The sequence below is a fragment of the Pseudoxanthomonas sp. LjRoot206 genome (genome assembly GCF_056175725.1).
The window spans coordinates 323,568-348,378 of record NZ_JBGFFI010000001.1 but is presented as its reverse complement, the minus strand read 5'-3'; the positions used below and the strand labels follow the sequence as shown (position 1 = coordinate 348,378).

20 protein-coding genes are annotated in these 24,811 nt (G+C 67.1%); 12 read left to right on the top strand and 8 right to left on the bottom strand.

What is annotated here, in order from left to right; translation table 11 throughout:
• Positions 1-81: 81 nt before the first annotated feature.
• The 4 genes from AC04MD_RS01720 to AC04MD_RS01705 form a co-directional block, all read right to left on the bottom strand.
• Positions 82-1,197, bottom strand: coding sequence for a polyamine ABC transporter substrate-binding protein (locus AC04MD_RS01720; protein ID WP_475495616.1), 1,116 nt, complete (start codon positions 1,195-1,197; stop codon positions 82-84).
• 90 nt (positions 1,198-1,287) lie between these two features.
• Complete coding sequence (locus tag AC04MD_RS01715; protein ID WP_475495615.1) at positions 1,288-2,652, bottom strand: aspartate aminotransferase family protein; 1,365 nt, start codon at positions 2,650-2,652, stop codon at positions 1,288-1,290.
• 150 nt (positions 2,653-2,802) lie between these two features.
• Positions 2,803-4,200: a glutamine synthetase family protein gene (locus tag AC04MD_RS01710; protein WP_475495614.1), complete on the bottom strand. Its 1,398-nt coding sequence runs from the start codon at positions 4,198-4,200 to the stop codon at positions 2,803-2,805.
• A 97-nt stretch (positions 4,201-4,297) separates the two neighbouring features.
• Positions 4,298-5,059 carry a gamma-glutamyl-gamma-aminobutyrate hydrolase family protein gene (locus AC04MD_RS01705; protein ID WP_475495613.1) on the bottom strand — a complete coding sequence of 254 codons (762 nt, stop codon included), beginning with the start codon at positions 5,057-5,059 and terminating at the stop codon, positions 4,298-4,300.
• A gap of 209 nt (positions 5,060-5,268) precedes the next feature.
• On the opposite strand from AC04MD_RS01705, the gene AC04MD_RS01700 reads away from it, so the two are divergent.
• The 5 genes from AC04MD_RS01700 (at position 5,269) to AC04MD_RS01680 (ending at position 10,868) form a co-directional block, all read left to right on the top strand.
• Positions 5,269-6,648, top strand: a complete 1,380-nt coding sequence (locus AC04MD_RS01700; protein WP_475495612.1) for a glutamine synthetase family protein — start codon at positions 5,269-5,271, stop codon at positions 6,646-6,648.
• Positions 6,649-6,751: 103 nt separating this feature from the next.
• Positions 6,752-7,213: a hypothetical protein gene (locus AC04MD_RS01695; RefSeq protein WP_475495611.1), complete on the top strand. Its 462-nt coding sequence runs from the start codon at positions 6,752-6,754 to the stop codon at positions 7,211-7,213.
• A 225-nt stretch (positions 7,214-7,438) separates the two neighbouring features.
• Positions 7,439-8,728, top strand: a complete 1,290-nt coding sequence (locus AC04MD_RS01690; protein WP_475495610.1) for an NAD(P)/FAD-dependent oxidoreductase — start codon at positions 7,439-7,441, stop codon at positions 8,726-8,728.
• Positions 8,729-8,825: 97 nt separating this feature from the next.
• Positions 8,826-10,130 (top strand): diguanylate cyclase, encoded by a 1,305-nt coding sequence (locus AC04MD_RS01685; protein ID WP_475495609.1) that lies wholly within the window; start codon positions 8,826-8,828, stop codon positions 10,128-10,130.
• 276 nt (positions 10,131-10,406) lie between these two features.
• A complete protein-coding gene (locus AC04MD_RS01680; protein ID WP_475495608.1) occupies positions 10,407-10,868 on the top strand; it encodes a bacteriohemerythrin in 462 nt (153 codons plus the stop codon).
• Between the two features lie 52 nt (positions 10,869-10,920).
• Here AC04MD_RS01680 and AC04MD_RS01675 read toward each other — a convergent pair whose 3' ends face one another.
• The 3 genes from AC04MD_RS01675 to AC04MD_RS01665 all read right to left on the bottom strand — a co-directional run bounded on the left by AC04MD_RS01675 (position 10,921) and on the right by AC04MD_RS01665 (position 14,615).
• Positions 10,921-12,198, bottom strand: coding sequence for an MFS transporter (locus AC04MD_RS01675; RefSeq protein ID WP_475495607.1), 1,278 nt, complete (start codon positions 12,196-12,198; stop codon positions 10,921-10,923).
• A 161-nt stretch (positions 12,199-12,359) separates the two neighbouring features.
• A complete protein-coding gene (locus AC04MD_RS01670; protein ID WP_475495606.1) occupies positions 12,360-13,862 on the bottom strand; it encodes an aldehyde dehydrogenase in 1,503 nt (500 codons plus the stop codon).
• Between the two features lie 204 nt (positions 13,863-14,066).
• Positions 14,067-14,615, bottom strand: a complete 549-nt coding sequence (locus AC04MD_RS01665) for a cupin domain-containing protein (protein WP_475495605.1) — start codon at positions 14,613-14,615, stop codon at positions 14,067-14,069.
• 204 nt (positions 14,616-14,819) lie between these two features.
• Between AC04MD_RS01665 and aptA the strand changes: the two genes are divergently transcribed.
• The 7 genes from aptA to AC04MD_RS01630 all read left to right on the top strand — a co-directional run bounded on the left by aptA (position 14,820) and on the right by AC04MD_RS01630 (position 22,630).
• Positions 14,820-16,190: an omega-aminotransferase AptA gene (gene aptA / locus AC04MD_RS01660; protein ID WP_475495604.1), complete on the top strand. Its 1,371-nt coding sequence runs from the start codon at positions 14,820-14,822 to the stop codon at positions 16,188-16,190.
• Between the two features lie 66 nt (positions 16,191-16,256).
• Positions 16,257-17,372: an alanine dehydrogenase gene (gene ald / locus AC04MD_RS01655; RefSeq protein ID WP_475495603.1), complete on the top strand. Its 1,116-nt coding sequence runs from the start codon at positions 16,257-16,259 to the stop codon at positions 17,370-17,372.
• Positions 17,373-17,488: 116 nt separating this feature from the next.
• Entirely contained in the window at positions 17,489-18,979 is a 1,491-nt protein-coding gene (locus AC04MD_RS01650; RefSeq protein ID WP_475495602.1) for a CoA-acylating methylmalonate-semialdehyde dehydrogenase, read from the top strand.
• A 32-nt stretch (positions 18,980-19,011) separates the two neighbouring features.
• The gene (locus AC04MD_RS01645; RefSeq protein WP_475495601.1) at positions 19,012-20,259 is read left to right on the top strand and encodes a serine hydrolase domain-containing protein; all 1,248 of its coding nucleotides are present in this window, start codon (positions 19,012-19,014) and stop codon (positions 20,257-20,259) included.
• Between the two features lie 162 nt (positions 20,260-20,421).
• On the top strand, positions 20,422-21,207 hold the full coding sequence (locus AC04MD_RS01640; protein WP_475495600.1) for a hypothetical protein: 786 nt from the start codon (positions 20,422-20,424) through the stop codon (positions 21,205-21,207).
• A 166-nt stretch (positions 21,208-21,373) separates the two neighbouring features.
• Positions 21,374-21,742: a response regulator gene (locus tag AC04MD_RS01635; RefSeq protein WP_475495599.1), complete on the top strand. Its 369-nt coding sequence runs from the start codon at positions 21,374-21,376 to the stop codon at positions 21,740-21,742.
• Positions 21,743-21,784: 42 nt separating this feature from the next.
• Positions 21,785-22,630: a chemotaxis protein CheX gene (locus AC04MD_RS01630; protein ID WP_475495598.1), complete on the top strand. Its 846-nt coding sequence runs from the start codon at positions 21,785-21,787 to the stop codon at positions 22,628-22,630.
• Between the two features lie 7 nt (positions 22,631-22,637).
• Here AC04MD_RS01630 and rlmKL read toward each other — a convergent pair whose 3' ends face one another.
• Positions 22,638-24,773 (bottom strand): bifunctional 23S rRNA (guanine(2069)-N(7))-methyltransferase RlmK/23S rRNA (guanine(2445)-N(2))-methyltransferase RlmL, encoded by a 2,136-nt coding sequence (gene rlmKL / locus AC04MD_RS01625; protein WP_475495597.1) that lies wholly within the window; start codon positions 24,771-24,773, stop codon positions 22,638-22,640.
• Positions 24,774-24,811 lie beyond the last annotated feature (38 nt).

Genomic DNA, 24,811 nt, shown 5'->3' with positions numbered 1-24,811 from the left:
CTCCCCGGTGGCATCGCCCGCTCCCACGGACGCCGCCACGATGACGAAGGGCGCGTCCGTCATGGCACGCGCCCTTTTGTTTCAGCGTCCGGTCTTCAGTTCCGTCCAGATGCGGGTGTACTGGCGGTCCACGTCCGGCGGCAGTACCGCGAAGGTGAACAGTTTCGCGTCCACGTCCGCCGGCGGATAGATCGTCGGATCGTCCGCGAGGCTCTTGTCGACCAGCGGCTTCGACTCGGGCACCGGATTCGGATACGTCACGTAGTTGGTGTTGGCCGCCGCCACCTTCGGATCCAGCAGGTAGTTGATGAAGGCGTAGGCGTTGTCGACGTTCTTGGCATCCTTCGGGATGGCCAGCATGTCGAACCACTGCGGCGCACCTTCCTTCGGGATGGAATAGGCCACGTTGACGCCGTTCTTCGCATCGGCGGCGCGGTCGCGCGCCTGGATGATGTCGCCGGACCAGCCGACCACCAGGCAGACGTCGCCGTTGGCCAGGTCGTTGATGTAGGACGACGAATGGAAGTTGCGGATGTAGGGACGGATCGTCTTCAGCAGCGCCGCCGCCTTGTCGATCACGGCCGGGTCGAAGCTGTGCGGATCCTCGCCCAGGTAGTTCAGCGCGATCGGGATCAGCTCCGACGGCGTGTCCAGCACGGTGATGCCGCAGTCCTTTAGCTTGGCCGCGTTCTCGGGCTTGAACACCACGTCCCAACTGCCGGTCACGGTGGTGTCGCCGAAGATGGCCTTGATCTTGTCGACGTTGTAGCCGATGCCGCTGGTGCCCCACAGGTAGGGCACGGCGAACTGGTTGCCCGGATCCTGCAGCGCGATGCGCTCCAGCATCTTCGGGTCGACGTTCTTCAGGTTGGGGATCTTGCTCTTGTCCAGCGGCAGGAACACGCCGGCCTGGATCTGCCGGCCCAGGAAACTCAGCGACGGCACCACCACGTCGTAGCCGCTGCTGCCGGCCAGCAGCTTGGTCTCGACCATCTCGTCGCTGTCGAACACGTCGTAGGTGACCTTGACGCCCGACTGCTGCTCGAAGTTCGGGATCGTGTCCTCGGCGATGTAGTCGGACCAGTTGTAGACGTTGAGCGTCTTCGACGGCGCGCCATCGGCGGCCTTGTCGTCCTTGCCGCCACAGGCGGCCAGCACGGCGGCAGCCAGCATGACGGTGAGGGTCTTGAGCTTCATCGGGGTCTCCATGGAACAGGATCGGGGGATGGAACCATCATACGCCCGGGCCGCGACGCTGTGACGCAGCGCACGGTCGGTTCGATGCGGCTACATCCCGAGGTCCGCCGCGGTGTCGTTGAGTGCCTTCCATGTCTTGTCGAACAGTTCGTCCACCTGCGCGCGCGTGATGATCAGCGGTGGCGACAGCAGCATGGCGTCCCAGGTCGCACGCAGGATCAGTCCGTGCTTCAGCGCGTGGTCGCGGCAGCGCGGGCCGACCGTGCCGCGCTCCGGGAAGAAGGCACGCTTGCCCTTGTCCGGCACCAGCTCCAGCGCGCCAACCATGCCGGCGATGCGCGCCTGGCCGACCAGCCGATGCTCGCCCAGTTCGGCCCAGCGCTGCGCCAGATAGGGCGCGACGTCGTTCTTCGCCGTCTCGACGATCTTCTCGTCCTGCAGGATGCGGATGTTCTCCAGCGCCACCGCCGCGCACACCGGATGGCCGGAATACGTGGCGCCATGCGCCAGTTCGCCGCCCTGCTCCTTCAGTACCTTCGCCACGCGGTCGTTGAACATGGCCGCGCCCAATGGGATGTAGCCCGAGGTGATGCCCTTGGCCACCGGCATGATGTCCGGCTGGAAGCCGAAGTACTGCGAGCCGAACCACTCGCCGGTACGACCGAAGCCGCAGATGACTTCGTCGGCCACCAGCAGCACGTCGTACTGGCGGCAGATGCGCTCGATCTCCGGCCAGTAGGTCTTCGGCGGGATGTAGACGCCGATGGCACCCATGATGGGCTCGCCGATGAAGGCGGCCACGCGGTCCGGGCCGAGTTCGAGGATCTTCTGTTCCAGCCGGCGCGCCGCGACCAGGCCGTACTCGTCCTCGGACAGGTCGCCGCCGTCGGCGAACCAGAACGGCGGATCGATGTGGTGGATGTCCGGGATCGGCAGGCCACCCTGCTTGTGCATGCCCTTCATGCCACCGAGGCTGGCGCCCGCCATGGTGGTGCCGTGGTAGCCATCATGGCGACCGATGAAGATGTTCTTCTGCGGCTGGTCCTGCACCGCCCAGAAGTGGCGGACCATGCGCAGGATGGTGTCGTTGGCTTCCGAACCGGAATTGACGAAAAAGGAATGGTTGAGGTCGCCGGGTGCGAGTTCCGCCAGCTTGGCGGCCAGCGCGATGGTCGGCTCGGTCGTGCACTGGAAGAAGCTGTTGTAGTAGGCCAGCTGCGTCATCTGCTTCGACGCCACCTCGCCCAGTTCCTTGCGCCCGTAGCCGATGTTGACGCACCACAGGCCGGCGAAGGCATCGAGCAGCTGGTTGCCGTCGGCATCCCAGACGTAGCAGCCCTCGCCCTTGGTCAGGATGCGCGTGCCCCGCTTCGCCAGCGCGGCGTTGTCGTTGAACGGATGCAGGTGGTGCTCGGCGTCGAGCTTCTGCAGGGTGCGGGTGTCGAGTTGGGTCATAACGGCTCCGTGGATTCGAGCCCCTCTCCCACCGGGAGAGGGGTTGGGGTGAGGGGCGATGGAGTCCAGACCATTCAAGCGTCATGACTCCGCTCGCCCCTCATCCGGCGCTGCGCGCCACCTTCTCCCGGCGGGAGAAGGGCACAGCATTCAGACGTTCAACAACAGGAATTCCCGCTCCCACGAACTGATCACGCGAAAGAAGGTCTCGTACTCCTTGCGCTTGACCGAGACGTAGGCGCGCACGAAACGCGCACCCATCAGCTCCTGCAGCGGCTTGCTGCCTTCCAGTTCGTCCAGCGCCTCGCCGAGCGAACGCGGCAGCTCGAAGCCGATGTCCTGCGCGCTGCTGGCCAGCGGCTCGGTCGGCTTGAGCTGTTCGCGGATGCCCAGCAGGCCGCAGGCCAGCGTGCCGGCCATCGCGAGATACGGGTTGGCGTCGGATCCGGCGAAGCGGCTTTCCACGCGCATGTTCTCCGGCGTGTCCATCGGCACGCGCAGGCCGCACGTGCGGTTGTCGTAGCCCCACTGCACGTTGATCGGCGCCACCTGGCCCAACGCGAGCCGGCGGTAGGAATTGACGTTGGGGCCGAAGAACGCCATCGCCATCGGCACGTACTTCTGCAGGCCCGCCAGGTAGTGCCCGAACAGCTTGCTGCCCTTGCCTTCCGACTTGCCGGTGAACACGTTGCGGCCGGTCCTGATGTCCAGCAGGCTCTGGTGGATGTGCATGGCGCTGCCGGGCTCGTTCTCCATCGGCTTGGCCAGGAAGGTGGCGTACACGCCATGGCGCAACGCCGCCTCGCGCATCGTGCGCTTGAACAGGAACACCTGGTCGGCGCGCGACAGCGCATCGTCGTGGGTGAAGTTGACCTCCAGCTGCGCCGCGCCGGATTCGTGGATCAGCGTGTCCACGTCCAGCTCCATCGCCTCGCAGTAGTCGTACATCAGATCAAGGATGGGATCGAACTCGTTGACCGCATCGATCGAATACGACTGCCGCGCAGTCTCGGGCCGCCCGGACCGGCCGGCCGGCGGCAGCAGCGGGAAGTCCGGGTCGGTGTTCTTCTGCACCAGGAAGAATTCCAGCTCCGGCGCGACCACCGGGCGCAGGCCTTCCTTCTCGTATGCGGCCAGCACGCGGCGCAACACGTTGCGCGGTGCCAGCTCGTGCGGCTTGCCGTCCTTGGTGTAGCAGTCGTGGATCACCTGCGCGGTCGCATCGGCCGCCCACGGCACCATCCGCACCGTGTCCGGGTCGGGACGCAGGAACATGTCCGAATCCGACGGCGAGGTCAGTTCGTAGTAGTCGTCCGGATAGTCGCCGGTGACCGTCGTGGCGAAGATGCCTTCCGGCAGGCGCGTGCCGTAGTCGTGGCTGAACTTGTCCGCGGGAATGATCTTGCCGCGCGCGTTGCCGGTGATGTCCGGCACCAGGCACTCGACCTCGGTGATGCTGCGTTCCTTCAGCCAGCGCCGCAGCGAGCTTTCGGACAGCTCGGCGGTGTCGGCCTGTTTCTTTTTTCGTTGCGCTTGTTTCTGGCTCATGGGGAATACGGTCCTGGGAAGGGAAAGGCCGGCGAGAGGCAGCCGGTGGCACGGGCGCGTCAGCGCCTGCCTTCCCATGGCGGAGGATGCCGCCGCTTCACGCATGGCCTCCACGCCGTGCCGCACGGGCACGACAGGCATTCCCGAACGCCTGGAAGATGGCCAGGTAGAACGGGTTTTCCCTGACCTTCCATTCCGGATGCCATTGCACGGCCAGCGTGAACGCGGGGCCGTCGTGACGGAACGCCTCGATCAGGCCATCCGGCGCCTGCGCCTCGACGACCAGGCCTTCACCCAGCCGGCGTACACCCTGGCCATGCAGGGAATTGACGGTAACCTGCGTATCGCCGACCAGCGTGGCGAGCAGCCCGCCGGGCACCAGCGCGACGTCATGCGCCGGCCCGTACTGCACGTCGAGCGGATCGTCCTTGTTCTCGCGGTGGTCCATGAAACCCGGCTGCTCGTGCACCTTCTGGTAAAGGCTGCCGCCGAAGGCGACGTTGACTTCCTGGAAGCCGCGGCAGATCGCCAGCATCGGCACTCCCATCTCGATGGCGAGCGGGATCAGCGGCAGGTTGGTGGCGTCGCGGCGCGGGTCCAGCAGGTTGCCCTCGTAGCTGGACTCGTCGCTGTAGTGGTGCGGTTCGATGTTGCTCACCGCCCCGGTCAGCAGCAGGCCGTCGAGGCCGTCGAGCACCTGCCGCAGCGGCAGGACGGGGTCGAGCGTGGGCACCAGCAGGGGCAGGCAACCAGCCCCGTCGACCACCGCGCGCACGTATTTCTCGCCGACGGCGAGGAAGGGATGCGCACCGATTTGCTTGTGGTCGGTCGGCAGACCGACCCGCGGCAGCGGGGTCATGCAGGAAGCCCGAAGTGGCTTGTCGGCAAGTTAACCCGGCCGTTTTATTTTTACAACACGAAGCCGCCAGATGACGTTTTCGGCGCTGATATGGTGCGCCGCGGCACCGATTTCGGGCATTTCCACCGGTTACGGAAATTCTTCCGTTGAGTATTCTTGACGCACCGACGACTCTGCTAAGCTGCCCCGCAGCCTCCTGGATGACCACCATGCGCCACGATTCCGCTGCGCCTTCCCTGCCCGATGACGACGCCGCCACGCTGGCCTCGATCCCCGATTGCGAGCAGGTCGACCTGCTGCTGCCGGACATGAACGGCCTGCTGCGCGGCAAGCGCGTCACCCGCGAGGCACTGGAAAAGGTCTACCGCGACGGCGTCTGCCTGCCGATGTCGCTGATCGCCACCGACATCACCGGCAACACGGTGGAGGAAACCGGGCTGGGCTACGACATCGGCGACGAGGACCGCATCTGCCGTCCGGTGCCGGGCTCGCTGCGGCCGGTGCCGTGGTCGCCCCGCCCCGCCGCGCAGTTGCTGCTCAGCATGGAAGACGCGCAGGGCGGCATGTTCGAAGCGAACCCGCGCGAAGTGCTCAAGCGCGTGCTGGCGCGCTACGCCGCGCGCGGACTGAAGCCGGTGGTCGCGGTGGAACTGGAGTTCTACCTGTTCGACCAGCGCCTGGACGATGCGGGGCGCCCGCGCACCTCGATCAACCCGGCGACGGGCCAGCGCAACACCAGCACGCAGGTCTACTACATGGAAGACCTCAACGATTACCGCGGCTTCACCGACGCGGTCGCCGCCGCCTGCCGCGCGCAACGCATCCCGGCCGACACCGCCGTGGCGGAGTACGCGCCCGGCCAGTTCGAGATCAACCTCAAGCACCGCGACGATGCGCTGCTCGCCTGCGACGATGCCATCTACCTGAAGCGCGCGATCAAGGCCTCGGCGCAGCAGCAAGGCCTGATGGCCAGCTTCATGGCCAAGCCGTTCGCCGAGCAGGCCGGCAGCGGCATGCACATCCATGCCAGCGTGCTGGATGCCGACGGTCGCAACATCTTCGCCTCGCCGCAGACAGCGCCGGCCGACGCACTGAAGCACGCCATCGGCGGCCTGCAGCGCAGCGACCAGGACTGCCTGCTGCTGTTCGCACCGCACGCCAACAGCTACCGCCGCTTCGTGCTGAACGCCTTCGTACCGCTCAACGATGTCTGGGGCTACAACAACCGCACGGTCGCCATGCGCATCCCGCACAGCGACGAAGCCAACACGCGCATCGAGCACCGCATCGCCGGCGCCGACGCCAATATCTATCTGGTCACCGCCGCGGTACTGGCCGGCATGCTGCACGGCATCGAACAGGGCTTCGATCCCGGCCCGCCGATCACCGGCAACGCCTACGACCAGACCGAGATCCGCACGCCGTTCTGGCGCGAGGCGATCGGCGCCTTCATGGGCAGCGAGTTCATCCGCGAGCAGTTCGGCACCGCCTTCCAGCACATCTACGGCCAGCAGAAGCTCAAGGAGATGCACAGCTTCTACACCGAGGTGACCGATCTGGAGTACGCGTGGTATCTGCGGTCGGTGTGAGCAGAAACATGTCGCTCCGGATACCGTCATTCCCGCGAAGGCGGGAACCCAGCGACTTCGACTCGCTGCGGGCAACCATAAGCCTGCAACCTGACACGTCCGCATGTTCTCCTTGCTAAGAAAGCTCTTTTCTCGTGAGCCACCTCTCCGAATCCATGATCCGGACTTCGGCCAGATTCGCTTCCATAACGACTTTGGTGGTTACTGGACCATGGAGAACGACTGGACTGTTCCATTTCAGGCCGAGGGAGTCTCTTGTGTGGATATTCCTGGAGGCAGGGAAGGCCCTGCGCAGGACGCCCGCGAGTTTCTGCTCGCCAAGAAGTCACAGCCCGATCAACTCTGGGACCTGTGCGAGCCGTTCGTCCGAGAATGCATGTCAGGATGGGACGCCTTTGATGGGATGGAGCCCAGAGAAACTTTCTTCATTACGTGCATCAACAAGGACAGCGACGTCCTCGATGGTTGGGAGGTTTGCTTCGAGTCGCGAGCACCTGCCAAGTGGCTGTACTTCTGTTTGCAGATCAAGGGTGAAGAGGTCGTAACCAATACCGTCAGCACATAGCGCCGGAAAGATCGTCCGAACCGAGGTCACATCTCCTATCCACTAAATGAATTCTTGTTTCTGCGCTACCGATGACCAATGAATTTCATACAAAAGGCACGTGACGAGGATGGAGTCCATGAGCACACCTTCATCACCGTACAGGCGAGAACCCAGCGCCATCGGCATCGCAAAGACAAAGGCACGGGATTCCCGTTCTCGCGGGGATGACGCCGGAGAGAGTCCTTGAATCCCCTCGCCACTTCCGCCTACCCCGACAGCTGGTACGCCGCCAGCGCTACCACGCTGCCTGCGCAACCCGTACTGCAGGGACGCATCGACGCCGATGTCTGCATCCTCGGCGCCGGCTACACCGGCCTGGCCGCGGCGCTGGAACTGGCCGAAGCCGGCTACAACGTCGTGGTGTTGGAGGCCGAGCGCATCGGCTGGGGTGCGTCGGGCCGCAACGGCGGCCAGGCCATCGCCGGCTTCGGCTGCGGCGAGGCCAAGCTGGAGGCGCTGGTCGGCTTCGACGACGCGAAGAAGATGTTCGATCTGTCGGTGGATGGCCTGCGCTGGCTGCGCGGGCGCATCGACCGGCACGGCATCGACTGCGACTGGCGCGACGGGCATGCCACGGTGCCGATCAACCCACGCCAGCAACGCGACGTGGAAGAGGCCGTCGAGGACTTCAACACCCGCTACCACCACCCCGTGCAATGGTGGGACCGCGAGCGCCTGCGCAGCGAACTCGCCAGCGACCGTTACCTGGGCGCGATGTACGACCCGGTCAGCGGCCACCTGCACCCGCTGGCGTACGCGCTTGGGCTGGGACGCGCGGCACTGGAGGCCGGCGTACGCATCTTCGAGGGCTCACGCGTGACCGAACTGGTGCGTGGGCCGCGCCCGCTGCTGAAGACCGCGCAGGGCGAGGTCGCCTGCGATACCGCGATCCTCGCCGGCAACGCGCTGCTGCGGGGGATCGCGCCGGAACTGGAATCGCGGATGATGCCGGTGGGCACCTACATCGCCGCCACCCCGCCGCTGGGCGAGGCGCGCACGCGCGACCTGATCCGCAACGACATGGCGGTGGCCGACACCAACTGGGCGCTGGACTACTTCCGCCTCGGCCGCGATCACCGCCTGCTGTTCGGCGGCCGCGCCAGCTATTCGACGATGACCCCGCCCAACCTGCGCGGCGTGATGACGCGGCGCATGCACCGCGTCTTCCCGCAACTTCGCGACGTCGGCATCGAGTACCTGTGGGGCGGGATGATCGACATCTCGCTCAACCGTGCGCCGCACTGGGGGCGGCTGTCGCCGAACCTGTACTTCGCCCAGGGCTTCTCCGGCCACGGTCTGATCGCGGCGGGACTGGCGGGCACCGTGATGGCCGAGGCCATCCGCGGCCAGTCCGAGCGGCTGGACCTGTTCGCGAAGATCCGCCACCACCCGTTCCCCGGCGGCCGCGCCCTGCGCACGCCGCTGCTGGTGGCCGCCATGGCCTGGTACAAGCTGCGCGACGCGCTCTGGTAGGCGTCGCGCCGCCTGTGTCTTTTCCGTGACACAGCTCTCAAGTCCGGACCGGGGCGGCCGATAAACGTGACAGGAACCTTCCTCGGCCTCCCCGAGCATGTCCAGCCCGCAACGCGTCGCTCCCACCATCGCCAACGCCCCGCCCCTCCCCCAGCGCATCCTGGTGGTGGAGAACTCGCGCACGCATGCGCGGCTGATCGGCGAAGCCATCGAGCAGAAGCTCGCCCTGCCCGTGGTCTATGCCTCCACGCTGGCGGAAGCACGCGCGACGCTCGAGCAGCATCCCGACTGGTTCATGGTGGTCACCAGCCTGGTGCTGGCCGACGGCAGCCATGACGAGGTGGTGGAATTCTTCCTGTCGCGCCAGCTGCCGACGGTCGTGGTCAGCGGCGTCTACGACGACGCCCTGCGCGAGCAAGTGCTGCGCCGGCAGGTCGTGGACTACGTGCTCAAGAACACCCCCGGCAGCATCGACTACCTGGTCTGGCTGGTGCAGCGCCTCGAGCGCAACCGCCGCATCGCGGCGCTGATCGTCGACGACTCCCGTTCCGCCCGCCAGCATGCGGCCGCGCTGCTGTCGATGTACGGCTTCCGCGTGGTGGAGGCGGCCGACGGCGAAGCCGGCCTGGCCATGCTGGACGCCAATCCCGACATCCGCCTGGCCATCGTCGACCAGGAAATGCCGGGCATGAAGGGCCACGAATTCACCCGCCGCCTGCGCGCACGCCACGCGCGCGACCACCTGGCGATCATCGGCATCTCCGGCACCAGCGACGGCAGCCTGGTGCCGCGTTTCCTGAAGAGCGGCGCCAACGACTTCCTGCACAAGCCGTTCTCGCGCGAGGAGTTCTTCTGCCGCGTGTCGCAGAACATCGACCAGCTGGAACTGATCGGCACGCTGCAGGACCTCGCGACCCGCGACTTCCTGACCGGCCTGCCCAACCGCCGCCACTTCCTGGCCGAGTGCCACGCGCTGCTGCCGAACACGCTGGGCCGCCAGCAGGCCGTCACCGCCGCCATCATCGACATCGACCACTTCAAGCACATCAACGACAGCTATGGCCACGAGGCCGGCGACGTCGCGCTGAAGGCGGTCGCCCAGGCCATCGCGCGCCATGCCGGCTCGCAGGACCTGATCGCCCGCTTCGGCGGCGAAGAGTTCTGCGCGCTGGTGCCCTACCTGGGCGAGAGCGAGTCGGTCGACTACTTCGAGTCGCTGCGCGCCGCGATCGAGGCGCTCGAAGTCGACGTCGGCAGCCACAAGCTGCGCATGACGGTCAGCATCGGCGTGTTCCGCACCCGCTTCCCGGGCCAGACCCTCAACCACCTGATCAGCGAGGCCGATCGCCGGCTCTACCTCGCCAAGGCCGGCGGCCGCAACCGGGTGATCTCCAGCGGCTAAGCGCCTTCTGTAGGAGCGACGTCAGTCGCGACCGGAAGATTGAGGCGTCCAAGCCGCATCAATGCAACCGAAAGACCCAGCGGCACCTTAGTGGCTGAAACTCGACCAGACCCGGCCGACGCTGTCGGGTCGGCGGTCGCGACTCACGTCGCTCCTACGTAAGTCCACAGCTCGCCTCGTCCATCGGTCGCGGCATTGATCGGAATCAATGCCGCGACCTTGGCGCGCACCTAGATTCCCCTGCATTCCGGCAACCGCCGGCAGGGGGAATCCGCGATGACACTGCTGATCTGGCAGGACGACATGGACACGGGCATCGACATCATCGATGGCCAGCACCGCCGCATCGTGGAGATGATCAACCACCTCCACGTGAGCCAGAAATCGATGGAGCGCTTCGCGGTCGGCGAGGTGATCGACGAACTGGTCGACTACACGCTGTCCCACTTCGCGTTCGAGGAAGAGCTGATGGAGGAAGCCGGTTACCCGTTCAGCGCCGCCCACAAGCGCGTGCACGAGGTGTTCACCAAGCGCGTGTCCGAGTACCGCCTGCGCTTCGAGGCCGGCGAGGACATCGTGGACGAGCTGCGCAGCATGCTGTCGCGCTGGCTGTTCAACCACATCCGCAACGACGACAAGGCCTATGCCGATTCGGTGAAGCGGCACCTCAACCAGTTCGTCCGCGACCACCAGCAGGGCGGCTGGCTCAGCCGCACCGTGAAGCGCCTGTTCGCGTAGCGTGCGCTATGCGCACGTCGAACCGCTGCGGGGGTCGTGCGCGTGGCGCACGCTACCGGCGGCGCGGCATGACCAGCAACGCCAGCAGCGTCATCGCCGCCATGGCCGCCAGGTACCAGCCGACCGAGGCCAGCCCGTAGCGCTCGCCCAGGCGCGTGGCGATGTACGGCGCCGGCGAGGCGCCGAGGATGCCCGCCATATTGAATGCCAGCGATGCGCCCGTGTAGCGCACGGCCGTGGGGAACATCTCCGCCAGGATCGTGCCGCACGGCCCGTAGGTCAGGCCCATCGCGCCCAGTCCCAGCGCCAGAAACGCCAGCACGCCCAGGTCGCTGCCCGATTCCAGCAGCGGCGCGAACAGGAAGCCGAAGCCGATGATCAGCAGCGTGGCCACGATCATCGCGTTGCGCCGCCCGTAGCGATCCGCGTACAGCGCCGACACCGGGATGGTCAGCGCGAAGAACAGCACGCCTGCCATCTGCAGCAACAGGAAATGCTCACGCGAGTAGCCCAGCTTCGACGTGCCCCAGCTCAGCGCGAACACCGTCATCAGGTAGAACAGCACGAAGGTGGCGACCAGCGCGAAGGTGCCGGTCACCAATGCGAACGGATGCTCGCGCACGGCGGTCAGCATCGGCACCTTGACGCGCTCGTCCTTGTCCAGCGCCTTTTGGAAATCCGGGGTTTCGGCGATGCTCAGCCGCACCCACAGGCCGACGAACACCAGCACCGCACTGGCGACGAACGGAATGCGCCAGCCCCAGGCAAGGAACTGCGCATCCGTCATCACCTCGGTCAGCAGCAGGAAGATGCCGGTCGAGCACAGGAAGCCGATCGGCGCACCGAGTTGCGGGAACATGCCGTACCACGCGCGCTTGCCGGGTGGCGCGTTCTCGGTCGCCAGCAGCACCGCGCCGCCCCACTCGCCGCCCAGGCCGATGCCCTGCCCCAGCCGGCACAGCGCCAGCAGCAGCGGCGCCACGATGCCGACCTGCGCGTAGGTCGGCAGCAGGCCGATCAGCACGGTGGAGATGCCCATCGTGAGCAGCGCCGCCACCAGCGTGGCCTTGCGGCCGATACGGTCTCCGAAATGTCCGAACAGCGCCGAACCCACCGGTCGTGCGATGAAGGCCAGCGCGAACGTGGCGAAAGACTGCAGCGTCGCGGTAGTCGGGTCGCCCTGCGGGAAGAACAGGTGCGGGAACACCAGCACCGCCGCCGTGGCGTAGATGTAGAAATCGAAGAACTCGATGGTGGTGCCGATCAGGCTGGCGAACAGCACACGCCCCGGCGAGTTGGTGGGCGTGGAGGCAACGGCGGTGGCGGTCATGGACAGGCCGGTCGGTGGGTCGGGGCGATTCTGGCAGAACGATGACGCCTGCGCGGCTTCCTGTAGGAGGGGCTTCAGCCCCGACGCTCTTGGACGGAATCCCGGCGATCATCGGAAAGCATCGGGGCTGAAGCCCCTCCTACACGTGCTTCGAGCTGCGATCAGCTGCCCAGATTGATCCAGGTCGCCTTGAGTTCGGTGTATTTGTCGAAAGCGTGCAGCGACTTGTCGCGGCCGTTGCCGGATTGCTTGTAGCCGCCGAACGGCGCGGTCATGTCGCCGCCGTCCCAGTAGTTGACCCAGACGCTGCCTGCGCGCAGCTTGCGCGCCACGCGGTGCGCGCGGCTGATGTCGCGCGTCCACACGCCGGCGGCCAGGCCGTATTCGCTGTCGTTGGCCATGCGCAGGGCCTCTTCCTCGCTGTCGAAACCGATCACCGACAGCACCGGGCCGAAGATCTCCTCGCGGCTGATGGTGTGGTCGTGCGCCACGTCGTCGAACACGGTCGGCTCGATGTAGCAGCCACCGGCTTCCACCTCGGCGCGCGTGCCGCCCAGCGCCAGGCGCGCGCCTTCGGCCTTGCCCTTCTCGATGTAGTCGAGCACGCGCTGCGTCTGCCCTTCGTCGACCATGGCGCCCATCGGCGCACCGGGATCGAGCGGATGGCGCGGACGCATCGCCTTGCCGGCCTCGACCACGCGCGCCACGAACTCGTCCTTGATCGAGCGCTCGACCAGCAGGCGCGAGGCCGCGGTGCAGACCTCGCCCTGGTTGTAGAAGATGCCGCCGGCCGCGGCCTTCGCGGCGACGTCGAGATCGTGCGCATCGGCGAACACGATGTTCGGGCTCTTGCCGCCGCACTCCATGTACGCGCGCTTCATGTTCGACAAGCCGGCGCACTGCAGCAGGCGCTTGCCGACGGCGGTGGATCCGGTGAACACCAGCCCGTCCACGTCCATGTGCAGCGCGAGCGGCTCGCCGGCAGTCTTGCCGAAGCCCGGCACCACGTTGAGCACGCCGGCCGGAATGCCGGCGTCGATGGCGATCTCGGCCAGGCGGATCGCGGTGAGCGGCGATTTCTCGGACGGCTTCAGCACGATGGAGTTGCCGGTCGCCAGCGCCGGCGCCAGCTTCCACGATGCCATCAGCAGCGGGAAGTTCCACGGCACGATCGCGCCGACCACGCCCAGCGGTTCGCGGGTGATCAGGCCCAGCTCGTCCTGCCCGGTGGCAGCGACTTCGCCGTAGACCTTGTCCAGCGCTTCGGCGGTCCAGCCCATGCAGCGGATGGTCGCGGCCAGGTCCACGCTGCGTGCATCACTGACCGGCTTGCCCATGTCCAGCGATTCGAGCAGCGCCAGTTCGTCCGCATGACGCTCGATCAACTGGGTGAACTTCAGCAGCACCTTCTTGCGGTGCGTCGGGCGCGCGTTCGACCAGGCACCGGCCTCGAAACTGCGACGTGCGGCGGCGACGGCACGGTTGATGTCCTCTTCCTGCCCATCGGCCACCTGGCCCAGCACGCGGCCGTCGATGGGACTGACGCAGTCGAAGGTCTTGCCACTTGCGGCATCGACGTACTTGCCGTCGATGAAGGCCTGCGTGCGGATCGACAGCCCGGCGGCCATCGCCTGCCAGTCCTGTTGCGTGCGGGGATTGCTCATGGAGGCTCCTGATGTTCTGCCCCCTCCCCCGTTTACGGGGGAGGGTTGGGGTGGGGGCAAGCCGGCGAAAAGAACGCGTGCCCTCGGTGGTGTTTCGAGTGTGGGGTGCGGGCGCCACACGCGACGCATCGATTCTTCATTGGGACGGCGGCGCCGTCGCCCCCATCCCAACCTTCCCCCGCACGCGGGGGAAGGAGCTGTTCACTAGAACGTCGCCGGCGTATTCGCGCTGACGATCACCGCATCCACCTCCCCGACATTGCGGAACCGATGCGGCACCCGGCTTTCGAAGTAATAGCCTTCGCCGGCCTTCAGCACGCGGACCTGCTCGCCGACGGTCACCTCGACCTCACCGGCGATCACCACGCCGCCCTCCTCGCCGTCGTGCGCCAGCATGCTGTCGCCGGTGTCGCTGCCTGGCGGCATCACCTCGCGCAGGATGCACATCTGCCGCTGCGGGCGATGCTGGCCGACGAGGAAATAATGGATGCCGTTGCTGCCCACGTCCGGCAGCTCGTCGGCCAGGTAGAACGGGCTGTCGGGCAGGCCTTTTTCCAGATCGAGGGTGAAGAAGTCGGCGAGGGAGATCGGGATGCCGTCCAGCACCTTCTTCAGCGAACTGACCGACGGACTGACCTTGTTCTGTTCGATCAGCGAGATGGTGCTGTTGGTGACGCCCACGCGCTTGGCCAGCTCGCGCTGGCTGAGGTCTTTGGATTTGCGGACCAGTTGCAGGCGTGCGCCGATGTCCATCACCACCCTTGCCGAGAGACCGAAGTGTTGCGGGATACTTTACACCCCGCGACAGGCCGGTCAATCCGGGGCACCCGGGCAATTCTTCAGCCCGATGAACAACGACGGCCGGGACGGGCAGAACACGCCAGATCCGACCTTCGGCACGGTTGTAAAGTTTTTTCAACGCGCTAAGCTGCGTCCAGTCCTTGCCCCGGAGCCGTGATGAGCGCTGACGACACCCCCTCCGCCCTGGCCGAGCACTACGCGCGCCAGAACCTGGAAGCGCCCGGTTCGCTGGACCATTTCTGGATGCCGTTCACCGCCAACAAGCAGTTCAAGGCGAAGCCGCGCCTGCTCGCCAGTGCATCGGGCATGTACTACCAGGATGTCGACGGCAACGAGGTGCTCGATGCCACCGCCGGCCTGTGGTGCTGCAACGCCGGCCATTCCCGCCCGCGCATCGTCGAGGCGGTGAAGCAGCAGATCGGCACGCTCGACTTCGCGCCCAATTTCTCGATGAGCTCGCCGCTGCCGTTCAAGCTGGCCGAGCGCCTGGCCGCGCTGGCGCCCGGCGACCTCAAGAGGGTGTTCTTCAGCAACTCTGGCTCGGAAGCGGTCGACAGCGCACTGAAGATCGCGCTGGCCTATCACCGCGTGCGCGGCGAAGGCCAGCGCACACGCTTCATCGGCCGCGAGAAGGGTTACCACGGCGTCGGCTTCGGCGGCATGTCGGTCGGCGGCCTGCCGAACAACCGCAAGTGGTTCGGCCCCGGCCTGCCGGCGGTCTCGCACATCCGCCACACGCTGGACGTGTCGCGCAACGCGTTCTCGAAGGGGCTGCCGCCGCATGGGATCGAACTGGCCGAGGACCTGGAGCGCCAGATCGCGCTGTACGACGCCTCGACGATTGCGGCTGTCATCGTCGAACCGATCTCGGGTTCGGCCGGCGTCGTCATCCCGCCGGAAGGCTATCTGCAGCGCCTGCGCGAGATCTGCGACAAGCACGGCATCCTGCTGATCTTCGACGAAGTGATCACCGGCTTCGGCCGCGTCGGCCACGCCTTCGGCGCGCAACGCTTCGGCGTCACCCCGGACATGATCACCGCCGCCAAGGGCATCACCAACGGCTGCGTGCCGATGGGCGCCACCTTCGTGTCCGAGCGTCTGTTCGACGCCTTCATGAGCGGACCGGACAACGCCATCGACATGTTCCATGGCTACACCTACTCCGGCCATCCGCTGGCCTGCGCCGCCGCGCTGGCCACGCTGGACACCTACGAAGAGGAACACCTGTTCGACAAGGCCTTGTCGCTGGGCGACTACTGGCAGGACGCGCTGCACTCGCTGAAGGGTCTGCCGAACGTCATCGACATCCGCAATTTCGGCCTGGTCGGCGCCATCGAACTGGCCCCGCGCGCCGGGGCGCCCGGCACCCGCGCCTACGACGTCTTCGCCCGCGCCTTCCACGAAGGCCACCTGCTGACCCGGGTGACCGGCGACGTCATCGCGCTGTCGCCGCCGCTGATCGTGGAGAAGTCTCACATCGACCGGATCGTGAACATTCTGGCGGACACCATACGGGCAACCGCGTAAAATTACGGACCAACGGCACCAGCGCTCCCCCTCGCGCGAAGCCCCTTCCCGCTACTGGAGAGCACCATGCTGATCGGCGTCCCCAAGGAAATAAAGAACCACGAATACCGCATCGGACTTACCCCGTCCGGCGCCCGCGAGCTGGTCTCGAATGGCCACCAGGTCATCGTGCAGCGCGACGGCGGCAAGGCCATCGGCCTGACCGACGAGCAGTACGTCAAGGCCGGCGCGGAGATCGTCGACACGGCCGCGGAAATCTTTGCCCGCGCCGACATGATCATCAAGGTCAAGGAGCCGCAGCCGAACGAGTGCGCCATGCTGCGTCCCGGCCAGGTGCTCTACACCTATCTGCACCTCGCGCCCGATCCGGAACAGACCAAGGCGCTGGTCGCCTCCGGCGCCACCTGCATCGCCTATGAAACCGTCACCGACCGCAAGGGCGGCCTGCCGCTGCTGGCGCCGATGTCGGAAGTGGCCGGCCGCATGTCGATCCAGGCCGGCGCGCACGCGCTGGAGAAGGCGCAAGGCGGTTCGGGTGTACTGCTGGGCGGCGTGCCCGGCGTGAAGCCGGCGGAAGTGCTGGTGATCGGCGGCGGCGTGGTCGGCATCAACGCCGCGCGCATGGCGATGGGCATGAACGCGCACGTCACCATCCTCGACCGCTCGCTCGACCGCCTGAAGTACCTGGACGAGCTGTACGGCCACCAGCTGACCACGATCTATTCCACCCGCGACGCCATTGAGGAACGCCTGCCCGACACCGACCTGGTGATCGGTGCGGTACTGATTCCCGGCGCCGCCGCGCCCAAGCTCGTCTCGCGCGACCAGCTGAAGCTGATGCGCCCGGGTTCGGTGCTGGTGGACGTGGCGATCGACCAGGGCGGCTGCTTCGAGACCTCGAAGGCCACCACGCACCAGAACCCCACGTACGAAGTGGACGGCATCATCCACTACTGCGTGGCCAACATGCCGGGCGGCGTTGCCCGCACGTCGACCTTCGCGCTGACCAACGCCACCCTGCCCTTCGCCGTGCAGCTGGCGAACAAGGGCGCGAAGCAGGCGCTGCTGGACGACGAGCACCTGCTCAACGGCCTGAACGTGCACGCCGGCAAGGTCACCTACAAGGCCGTCGCCGACGATCTGGGCTACGCCTACGTGCCGGCGCGCGAGGCGCTGGCGTAACACCCCGGAACCCCTGTAGGAGCGCCCCATGGGCGCGATGCTTTGGATATCGAGGCAACTGAAAAGCATCGCGGGCATGGCCCGCTCCTACAGAAAGCCACTATCGGAGACATCGCATGAGCCAGCCGCTGCATCACTTCCTCAACGGACAGCGGGTGGAAGGCGGGAATGGCCGCTTCGGCGATGTGTTCGACCCCGCCACCGGCTCCGTCACCGCACGCGTGCCCTTGGCCTCGGCAGAAGACGTGAAGCAGGCCGTGGACGCCGCGTCCGCCGCCTTTCCGGGCTGGTCCGCCACCACGCCACTGAACCGCGCGCGGGTGATGTTCCGCTTCAAGGAACTGCTCGAAACGCACGCCGGCGACCTGGCGAAGATCATCACCTCGGAACACGGCAAGGTGCTGTCCGATGCGCGCGGCGAAGTGACGCGCGGGCTGGAAGTGGTGGAGTTCGCGTGCGGCATCCCGCACCTGCTCAAGGGCGAGCACTCGATGAACGTCGGCCGCGACGTCGATTCGTGGAGCGAATACGCACCCCTCGGCGTGGTCGCCGGCATCACCCCGTTCAATTTCCCTGCGATGGTACCGCTGTGGATGTTCCCGGTGGCGCTGGCCTGCGGCAACACCTTCGTGCTGAAGCCGTCCGAACGCGATCCGTCCGCCGCGCTGTTCATGGCCGACCTGCTGAAGCAGGCCGGTCTGCCGGATGGCGTGTTCAACGTCGTGCACGGCGACAAGATCGCGGTCGACGCGCTGCTGGACGAGCCGCGCGTGCAGGCGCTGAGCGTCGTCGGCTCCACCCCGATCGCGGAATACATCTACGCGCGCGGCTCCGCCAACGGCAAGCGCGTGCAGGCGCTGGGCGGCGCCAAGAATCACATGGTCGTGCTGCCGGATGCCGATCTCGACGGCGCGGTCTCCGCGCTGCTCGGCGCCGGCTACGGCTCCGCCGGCGAGCGCTGCATGGCGATCTCCGTAGCGGTCTGCGTGGGTGATGCCACGGCCGATGCGCTGGTGGCCGCGCTGGCGCCGAAGGTCGCCGCATTGAAGATTGGCCCCGGCTGCCTCGATCCCGAAATGGGTCCGCTGGTCACCGGCGCGCACCGCGACAAGGTGCGCGGCTATGTCGACGCCGGCGTAGCGGAAGGCGCGGACCTCGTCGTCGATGGCCGCGGCCACGTGGTCGCGGGGCACGCGGACGGCTTCTTCCTCGGCGGTTGCCTGTTCGACCGCGTCACGCCGGCGATGACGATCTATCGCGAGGAGATCTTCGGTCCGGTGCTGTGCGTCATGCGCGTACCGGATCTCGACGCGGCGCTGCGCCTGGTCAACGAACACGAGTACGGCAACGGCACCGCCGTGTTCACCCGCGACGGCGGCGCGGCGCGCGAGTTCGCCCATCGCGTTCAGGCCGGCATGGTCGGCATCAACGTGCCGATTCCGGTGCCGATGGCCTTCCACAGCTTCGGCGGCTGGAAGCGCTCGATCTTCGGCCCGCTGCACGTACATGGTCCGGATGGCGTGCGCTTCTACACGCGGCTGAAGACAATCACCGCCCGCTGGCCGGAGACCCACACGGCCGAGTTCGTGATGCCGACGATGAAGTAAAGTCGGGGCCGGTCCCCGCGAGGCGCTGGCGCATGCCCTTCCGTCGTATCCGCATCCTGCTTCACCTGGCCTGCCTGGTCGCGTCGGTGGCGGCCTCCGCAGGCGAGCCCGTCGCGCAGGTACGCGTCGCCTTCGACCGCAACGGCGTCGTCAGCACCCGTGCCGAAGGCATGGCGGACCTCGCCACCGGCCGCAAGGTCACCGCCGACGATCCCGTGCGCGTCGCCTCGATCTCCAAGCTGGTGACCACGATCGGCGTGATGCGACTGGTCGAGGCCGGCAAACTCGATCTCGATACCGATGTCTCGACGTACCTGGGATGGACGCTGCGTCACCCACAGTTCCCCGACACGCCGATCACCCTGCGCCTGCTGCTGTCGCACCGTTCCAGCCTGACCGATGCGGCCGGCTACTACGCCACGCCGCTGGGCCAGCCGCTGAAAGGCATCCTCGACGATCCCAAGGCCTGGGACGACACGCATGCGCCCGGTACGCACTTCCGCTACACCAACCTCAACTTCCCGCTGGTGGCGATGGCGATGGAGCGCGCCACCGGTGAGCGTTTCGACCTGCTGATGCGCCGGCTGGTGCTGGAACCGTTGAAGCTCGAAGCCTGCTTCAACTGGGAAAGCTGCGACGCCGCCACCGCCACGCGTGCGGTCGTGCTCTACCGCGACCGCGAACCGGTGCGCGACGAGAACCGGGCCGGCAAACCCGCCTGCAGCGTCGTGATCGAAGAAGGCGCGGGCTGCGACCTCGCCCGCTGGAAGGCCGGCGAGAACGGTGCCCTGTTCTCGCCGCAGGGCGGGCTGCGCATCTCGGCAAACGGGCTGGCGAAGATCGGCCGTCTGTTCCTCGGCAATGGCGAGGTCGACGGCGTGAGACTGTTGTCTTCCGCCAGCATCGATGCAATGACGGCACCGCAATGGACGTTCGACGGCGGCAACGGCGTCACCCACGAGGAAGACACCGGCAGTGGCCAGCCACGCGCATTCTTCTGCCGTTATGGTCTTGCCGTACAGACGCTCGCCACCGCGCATGACGGCTGCGGCGACGATCTCTTCGGCGATGGCGTGGCGCGTGTCGGCCATTCCGGCGATGCCTACGCACTGCGCTCGGGCCTGTGGATGGACCGCACGCACGGAACAGGCGTGGCTTACTTCGCCACCGATGCAGGCGCGTCGCCTCAAGGTGCGCAATCGGCCTTCACCCGGATCGAGGAGCGTCTCGCACGCGGCACCGCGCAGCCGGATGGCGGCCGAGTGCGTCCGGAGCAATGAAGGACACGTGAAGTTTGCGGATGCCGTGCGTCGTGTCGACGCGGCGTGAAGAAAAGCGCACTTACGTTGCAGCATCGCGACGCATCCATCGCGACTCCGCCTGCGTATCGCCGGCATCCGACACACACACGATGTCGGCCTTTCCCCTGGAGGAGTCCCCCGATGAAGAAGTCGCTCTTTGCCCTGGCCGTTTCATTCGCGCTTGCCGCGCCCGCTTACGCTGCAGGTCCCGAACAGGGCAAGCTGTCCATGTCCGTTTTCGGCGGTACCGATACGCCCGTCAGCGGTGACGTGCACGATGGCGCGATCGCACCGGTGCCGGATCTTGGTCCGCTGAATCCTGCGCTCGCCGGCGTCAGCGCCGAACTGCGCATCCAGTCGCGCTCGCATGCCGACATCTACGACAACGCGATGGGTTACGGTCTGGAGTTCGCCTACGGACTGAACCCGGACGCCGAGATCTTCGGCCAGATCCGCCGCACCGAAACCGACCCGGGTACCGTGCAGGTCGGTGGCGCCTTCGTCCCCGCCCTCAATACCACGCTGCCCGTGTACGGTACCTTCAGCGACTACAAGGCGCTGACCGTGGAAGCCGGCTATCGCCACTACTTCATGGAGCCGGGTTACACGCGTCCGTTCATCGCCGGTCGACTCGGCGCCACGCAAACCGACGACATCCGCGCCACGTTCGAGATTCCGGATGCCGGCATCACCATCGCCAACGCGCCGTTCACCGAGAAGAAGTGGGCCGCCAGCGCCGGTGTCGATGTCGGCGTGCTGATTCCGGTGAACGACAGCTTCAGCATCACCGCGCAGGCCGGCGTGCGCTACGTGGCCGACCTCAGCGGCGACGACAGCGCGATCGGTGGCCTGGGGCTGGGCTCGATCAACGATACCGGCAAGCGCGTGTCGGTGCCGGTGTCGATCGCCGCACGTTTCGACTTCTGACCGGAGCGCGCCGCGGGCGGACCGCCCTCTCCCCCGGGCCGTCCGCGGCGCGCCACCGCTGCAAGCGGCACTCAAGATCTCCCCGGACCTGCCGATACGCCTACATGTCGACCCGCGTCGCACGACGACGCGGGGTTTCCATGATCCAACAGGGGGATCCACCACCATGACGTCACGTCCTACCGTCCTGCTTTGCGACGATTCGCGCGCCTTGCGCATGCTGGCCGCACGCCAGCTGGAAGACTGCGGCTTCACCGTCGTCGGCGAAGCCGGCAACGGCAACGAGGCCGTCAGCCAGTACCAGGCCCTCAAGCCCGACGTGGTGCTGATGGACCTCGTGATGCCGGAGTGCGACGGCAAACAGGCGCTCGGCAAGATCCTGTCGCTCGACCCGGCTGCCCGGGTGGTGATCCTCAGTTCGCTGGGTGGGCAGGCGGACATCGAGGAATGCCTTAAGCTGGGCGCGAAGTCCTACCTGCAGAAGCCCATCGATCCGGAGGTGATGGATCGCGTGCTGCACGAAGCGGTCGCCTGACCGCGCGCACGTCCTCCTTCCTCTTCAGTACGAGACCACACCATGGCAGCGAAATTCCTGGGCCAGTTCCTGCTGGAACGCGGCACCATCACTTCGGCGCAACTGCTGGCCGCGCTCGACGCGCAGCGCGCCTCCAATCCCCTGCTCGGTGAACTCGCCGTGCACCACCGGATGCTGGACGCCGCGCAGGCCCGCCGCATCAACGACCGCCAGCGCGCGGAAGACCGCCGATTCGGCGACATCGCCCTGGACATGGGCCTGCTGGATGCCGGCCAGCTCGACGTGTTGCTGGCGGCGCAGAAGAAGGGCCGCAAGCTGTTCGGCCAGATCCTGGTCGACCAGGGCGCACTGAGCGCCGAGCAGCTGGAAGGCGAACTGGTCGCGCACCGCCGCGACCTGGACGAAGCCAATCACGCGCTCGCCCTGGGCATCGCCGGCCACGCGCTGGCCGACATGGCCACCAGTGCGATCCGTGTCAGCAACCGTCTGTTCCCGCGCCTCCTCGGCAGCCAGTGCCAGGCCTCGGGCGTCGCCGATGCCGCCACCCTCGACGCCTGCGACGTCACCGCGCACGTGCGCATCGACGCCGGCACGGACTCGCTGCTGATCGGCATCGGCTGCGGTCGCGCTACCATGCAGGCGATCGCCTGCGCCCTGCTCTCGATCACGCCCGAACAGTGCGACGACGAACTCGCCGTGGATGCGCTGGGCGAACTGGTCAACGTGCTGATGGGCTACGTGGTGCGCGACACCCTGGCCGACGACGCCAGCTACCGCGCGCATCCGCCGAGCACGGCGCTCTCCGCCGCCGACCTGGCCGCACGCGACAGCACGCTGGCGCTGTCGATGGCCTCGCAGCGCGGCGATTTCGTCCTGATCGTCGGCTGACCGGGGACTACGCCCGCGTCAGCCGCCACGCGCGGTGGATGCGGGCGTTGCGCTCGAAGTCCGGGGGGATCGTCTCCGCGCTGATCTCCTCGCAGCGCGCGAATTCTGCCACGGCGTTCTCGTCGAGCTTGAAGCGGCGGAAGTTGTTGCTGAAGTACAGCACGCCGCCCGGTGCCAGCCGGGCCACCGCGGCGCGCAGCAAGCGCACCTGTTCCTTTTGCACGTCGAAATCGTCGGCACGCGCGGAATTGGAGAACGTCGGCGGATCGCAGAACACCAGGTCGTATTCGCTCTGTTCCGCTTCCAGCCAGCGCACCGCGTCGGCCTGTACCAGCCGGTGCTTCGCACCGCCCAGGCCGTTCTCGGCCAGGTTGTCGGCGCACCACTGCAGGTAGGTCGCGGACAGGTCGACGCTGGTCGTCGTCGCCGCGCCCGCCACCGCCGCCTGCACACTGGCCACGCCGGTGTAGCAGAACAGGTTGAGGAAACGCTTGCCGCGCGCTTCCTGCGCCATGCGGCGACGCAGCGGGCGGTGGTCGAGGAACAGCCCCGTGTCGAGGTAGTCGAACAGGTTGACCCGCAGCAGCGCGCCCGATTCACGCACCACGATGAATTCTTCGCGCTGCTGCATGCGGCCGTACTTGGAACCGCCCTTGCCGCGCTCGCGCGACTTCACCGCGATCTGCTCCTGCGGCACGCCGAAGACCTCGCGGGTGGCGGCGAGCAGTTCGCTGAAACGACGGCGCACATCGTGCTCGGGAATGGTGGCCGGTGCGGCGTACTCCTGCACATGCAGGAAGGTCCGCGCCTGGCCGCCCTCTTCCAGGTAGACGTCGATGGCGGCGGCGTACTCGGGCAGGTCGGCGTCGTAGGCGCGGTAGCAGGTCACCTGTTCCTGCTCGCGCCAGCGCTTGAATTTCTTCAGGTTCTTGCGCAACCGGTTGGCCACCATCTGCGCGCCGTCCGACAGCGGCTTCGCTTCGCGCGGCTCGCGCGCCGGCGTGGCGACCGGATCGCAGACGATCAGCGCGCATTCGATCGCGCCGTTGAACAGCTGGTACTTCTTGCCGGCGCGCAGGCCGGTCGCATAGCCAAGCTCGGCATTGCCGCACAGCAGGCTGGCGCGCCACTGCGGCACGGCGGCCTGCAGCGCGTTGCCCAGCGCGCGGTACAGCTCGGCATCGGCCGCCAGGCGTTCGTCGTACGGCGGATTGCAGACCACCAGGCCACGCGGCGTGTCCTGCACCGGCAACTGCGCCACATCGCGCGCGTCGAACTGCAACTGGCCGGCCAGCCCCGCAAGCACCGCGTTGTCGCGTGCGGCGCGGATCGCGCCCAGGTCGATGTCGCTGCCGAAGAACACCGGCCGCAGCGCCTTGCGCCCCTCCGTTTCGCGCTGCACCGCGTCGGCGAACAGCGCGCGCCACGCGTCGACGTCGAAGCCCAGCCAACGCGACGGCAGCACGTTGCCATGCCGTTGCAGGCCGGGCGCCACGTCGGCCGCCATCAGGGCGCCCTCGATCAGCAGCGTGCCGCTGCCGCACATCGGGTCGAGCAGCGCGCCGCCGTCGTGGTACAGCGCCGGCCAACCGCCGCGCATCAGCACGGCGGCGGCGAGGTTCTCCTTCAGCGGCGCGTCGTTCTGCGCCTGCCGCCAGCCGCGCCGGTGCATCGGACCGCCGCCCAGGTCGATCGAGATCGTCGCGCGGTTCTTGCGCAGCGACAGGTTGATGCGGACGTCCGGCTGTTCCACATCCACCGACGGCCGCTCCAGCCCCTGCTGGCGCAGGCGGTCCACCACGGCGTCCTTGATGCGCTGCGCGGCGAACCGCGCATGGGTGATGGCCTCGCCGGAGACATGGGCGTCCACCGACAGCGTCAGCTCGGAACGCGTGTGCTGTTCCCACGCGATCGCCATCACGCCGTCGTACAGCGCCTGCTCGTTGAGGCATTCGAACTCGGCGATCGGCCACAGCACGCGGCTGGCCAGGCGCGACCACAGCACGGCGCGCTGCGCATCGACCGGCTCGCCTTCCGCATTGACGCCGGCGACGGTCGCGGTGGCCTTGGGCACGCCGAGCGCGAGCAGCTCGTCGGCCAGCAGGTATTCCAGGCCTTTCGCGCAGGAAACGAAGAATTTCACGGTAGAACCTCTATCAACAGGATCGTCGTCCCAGCGAA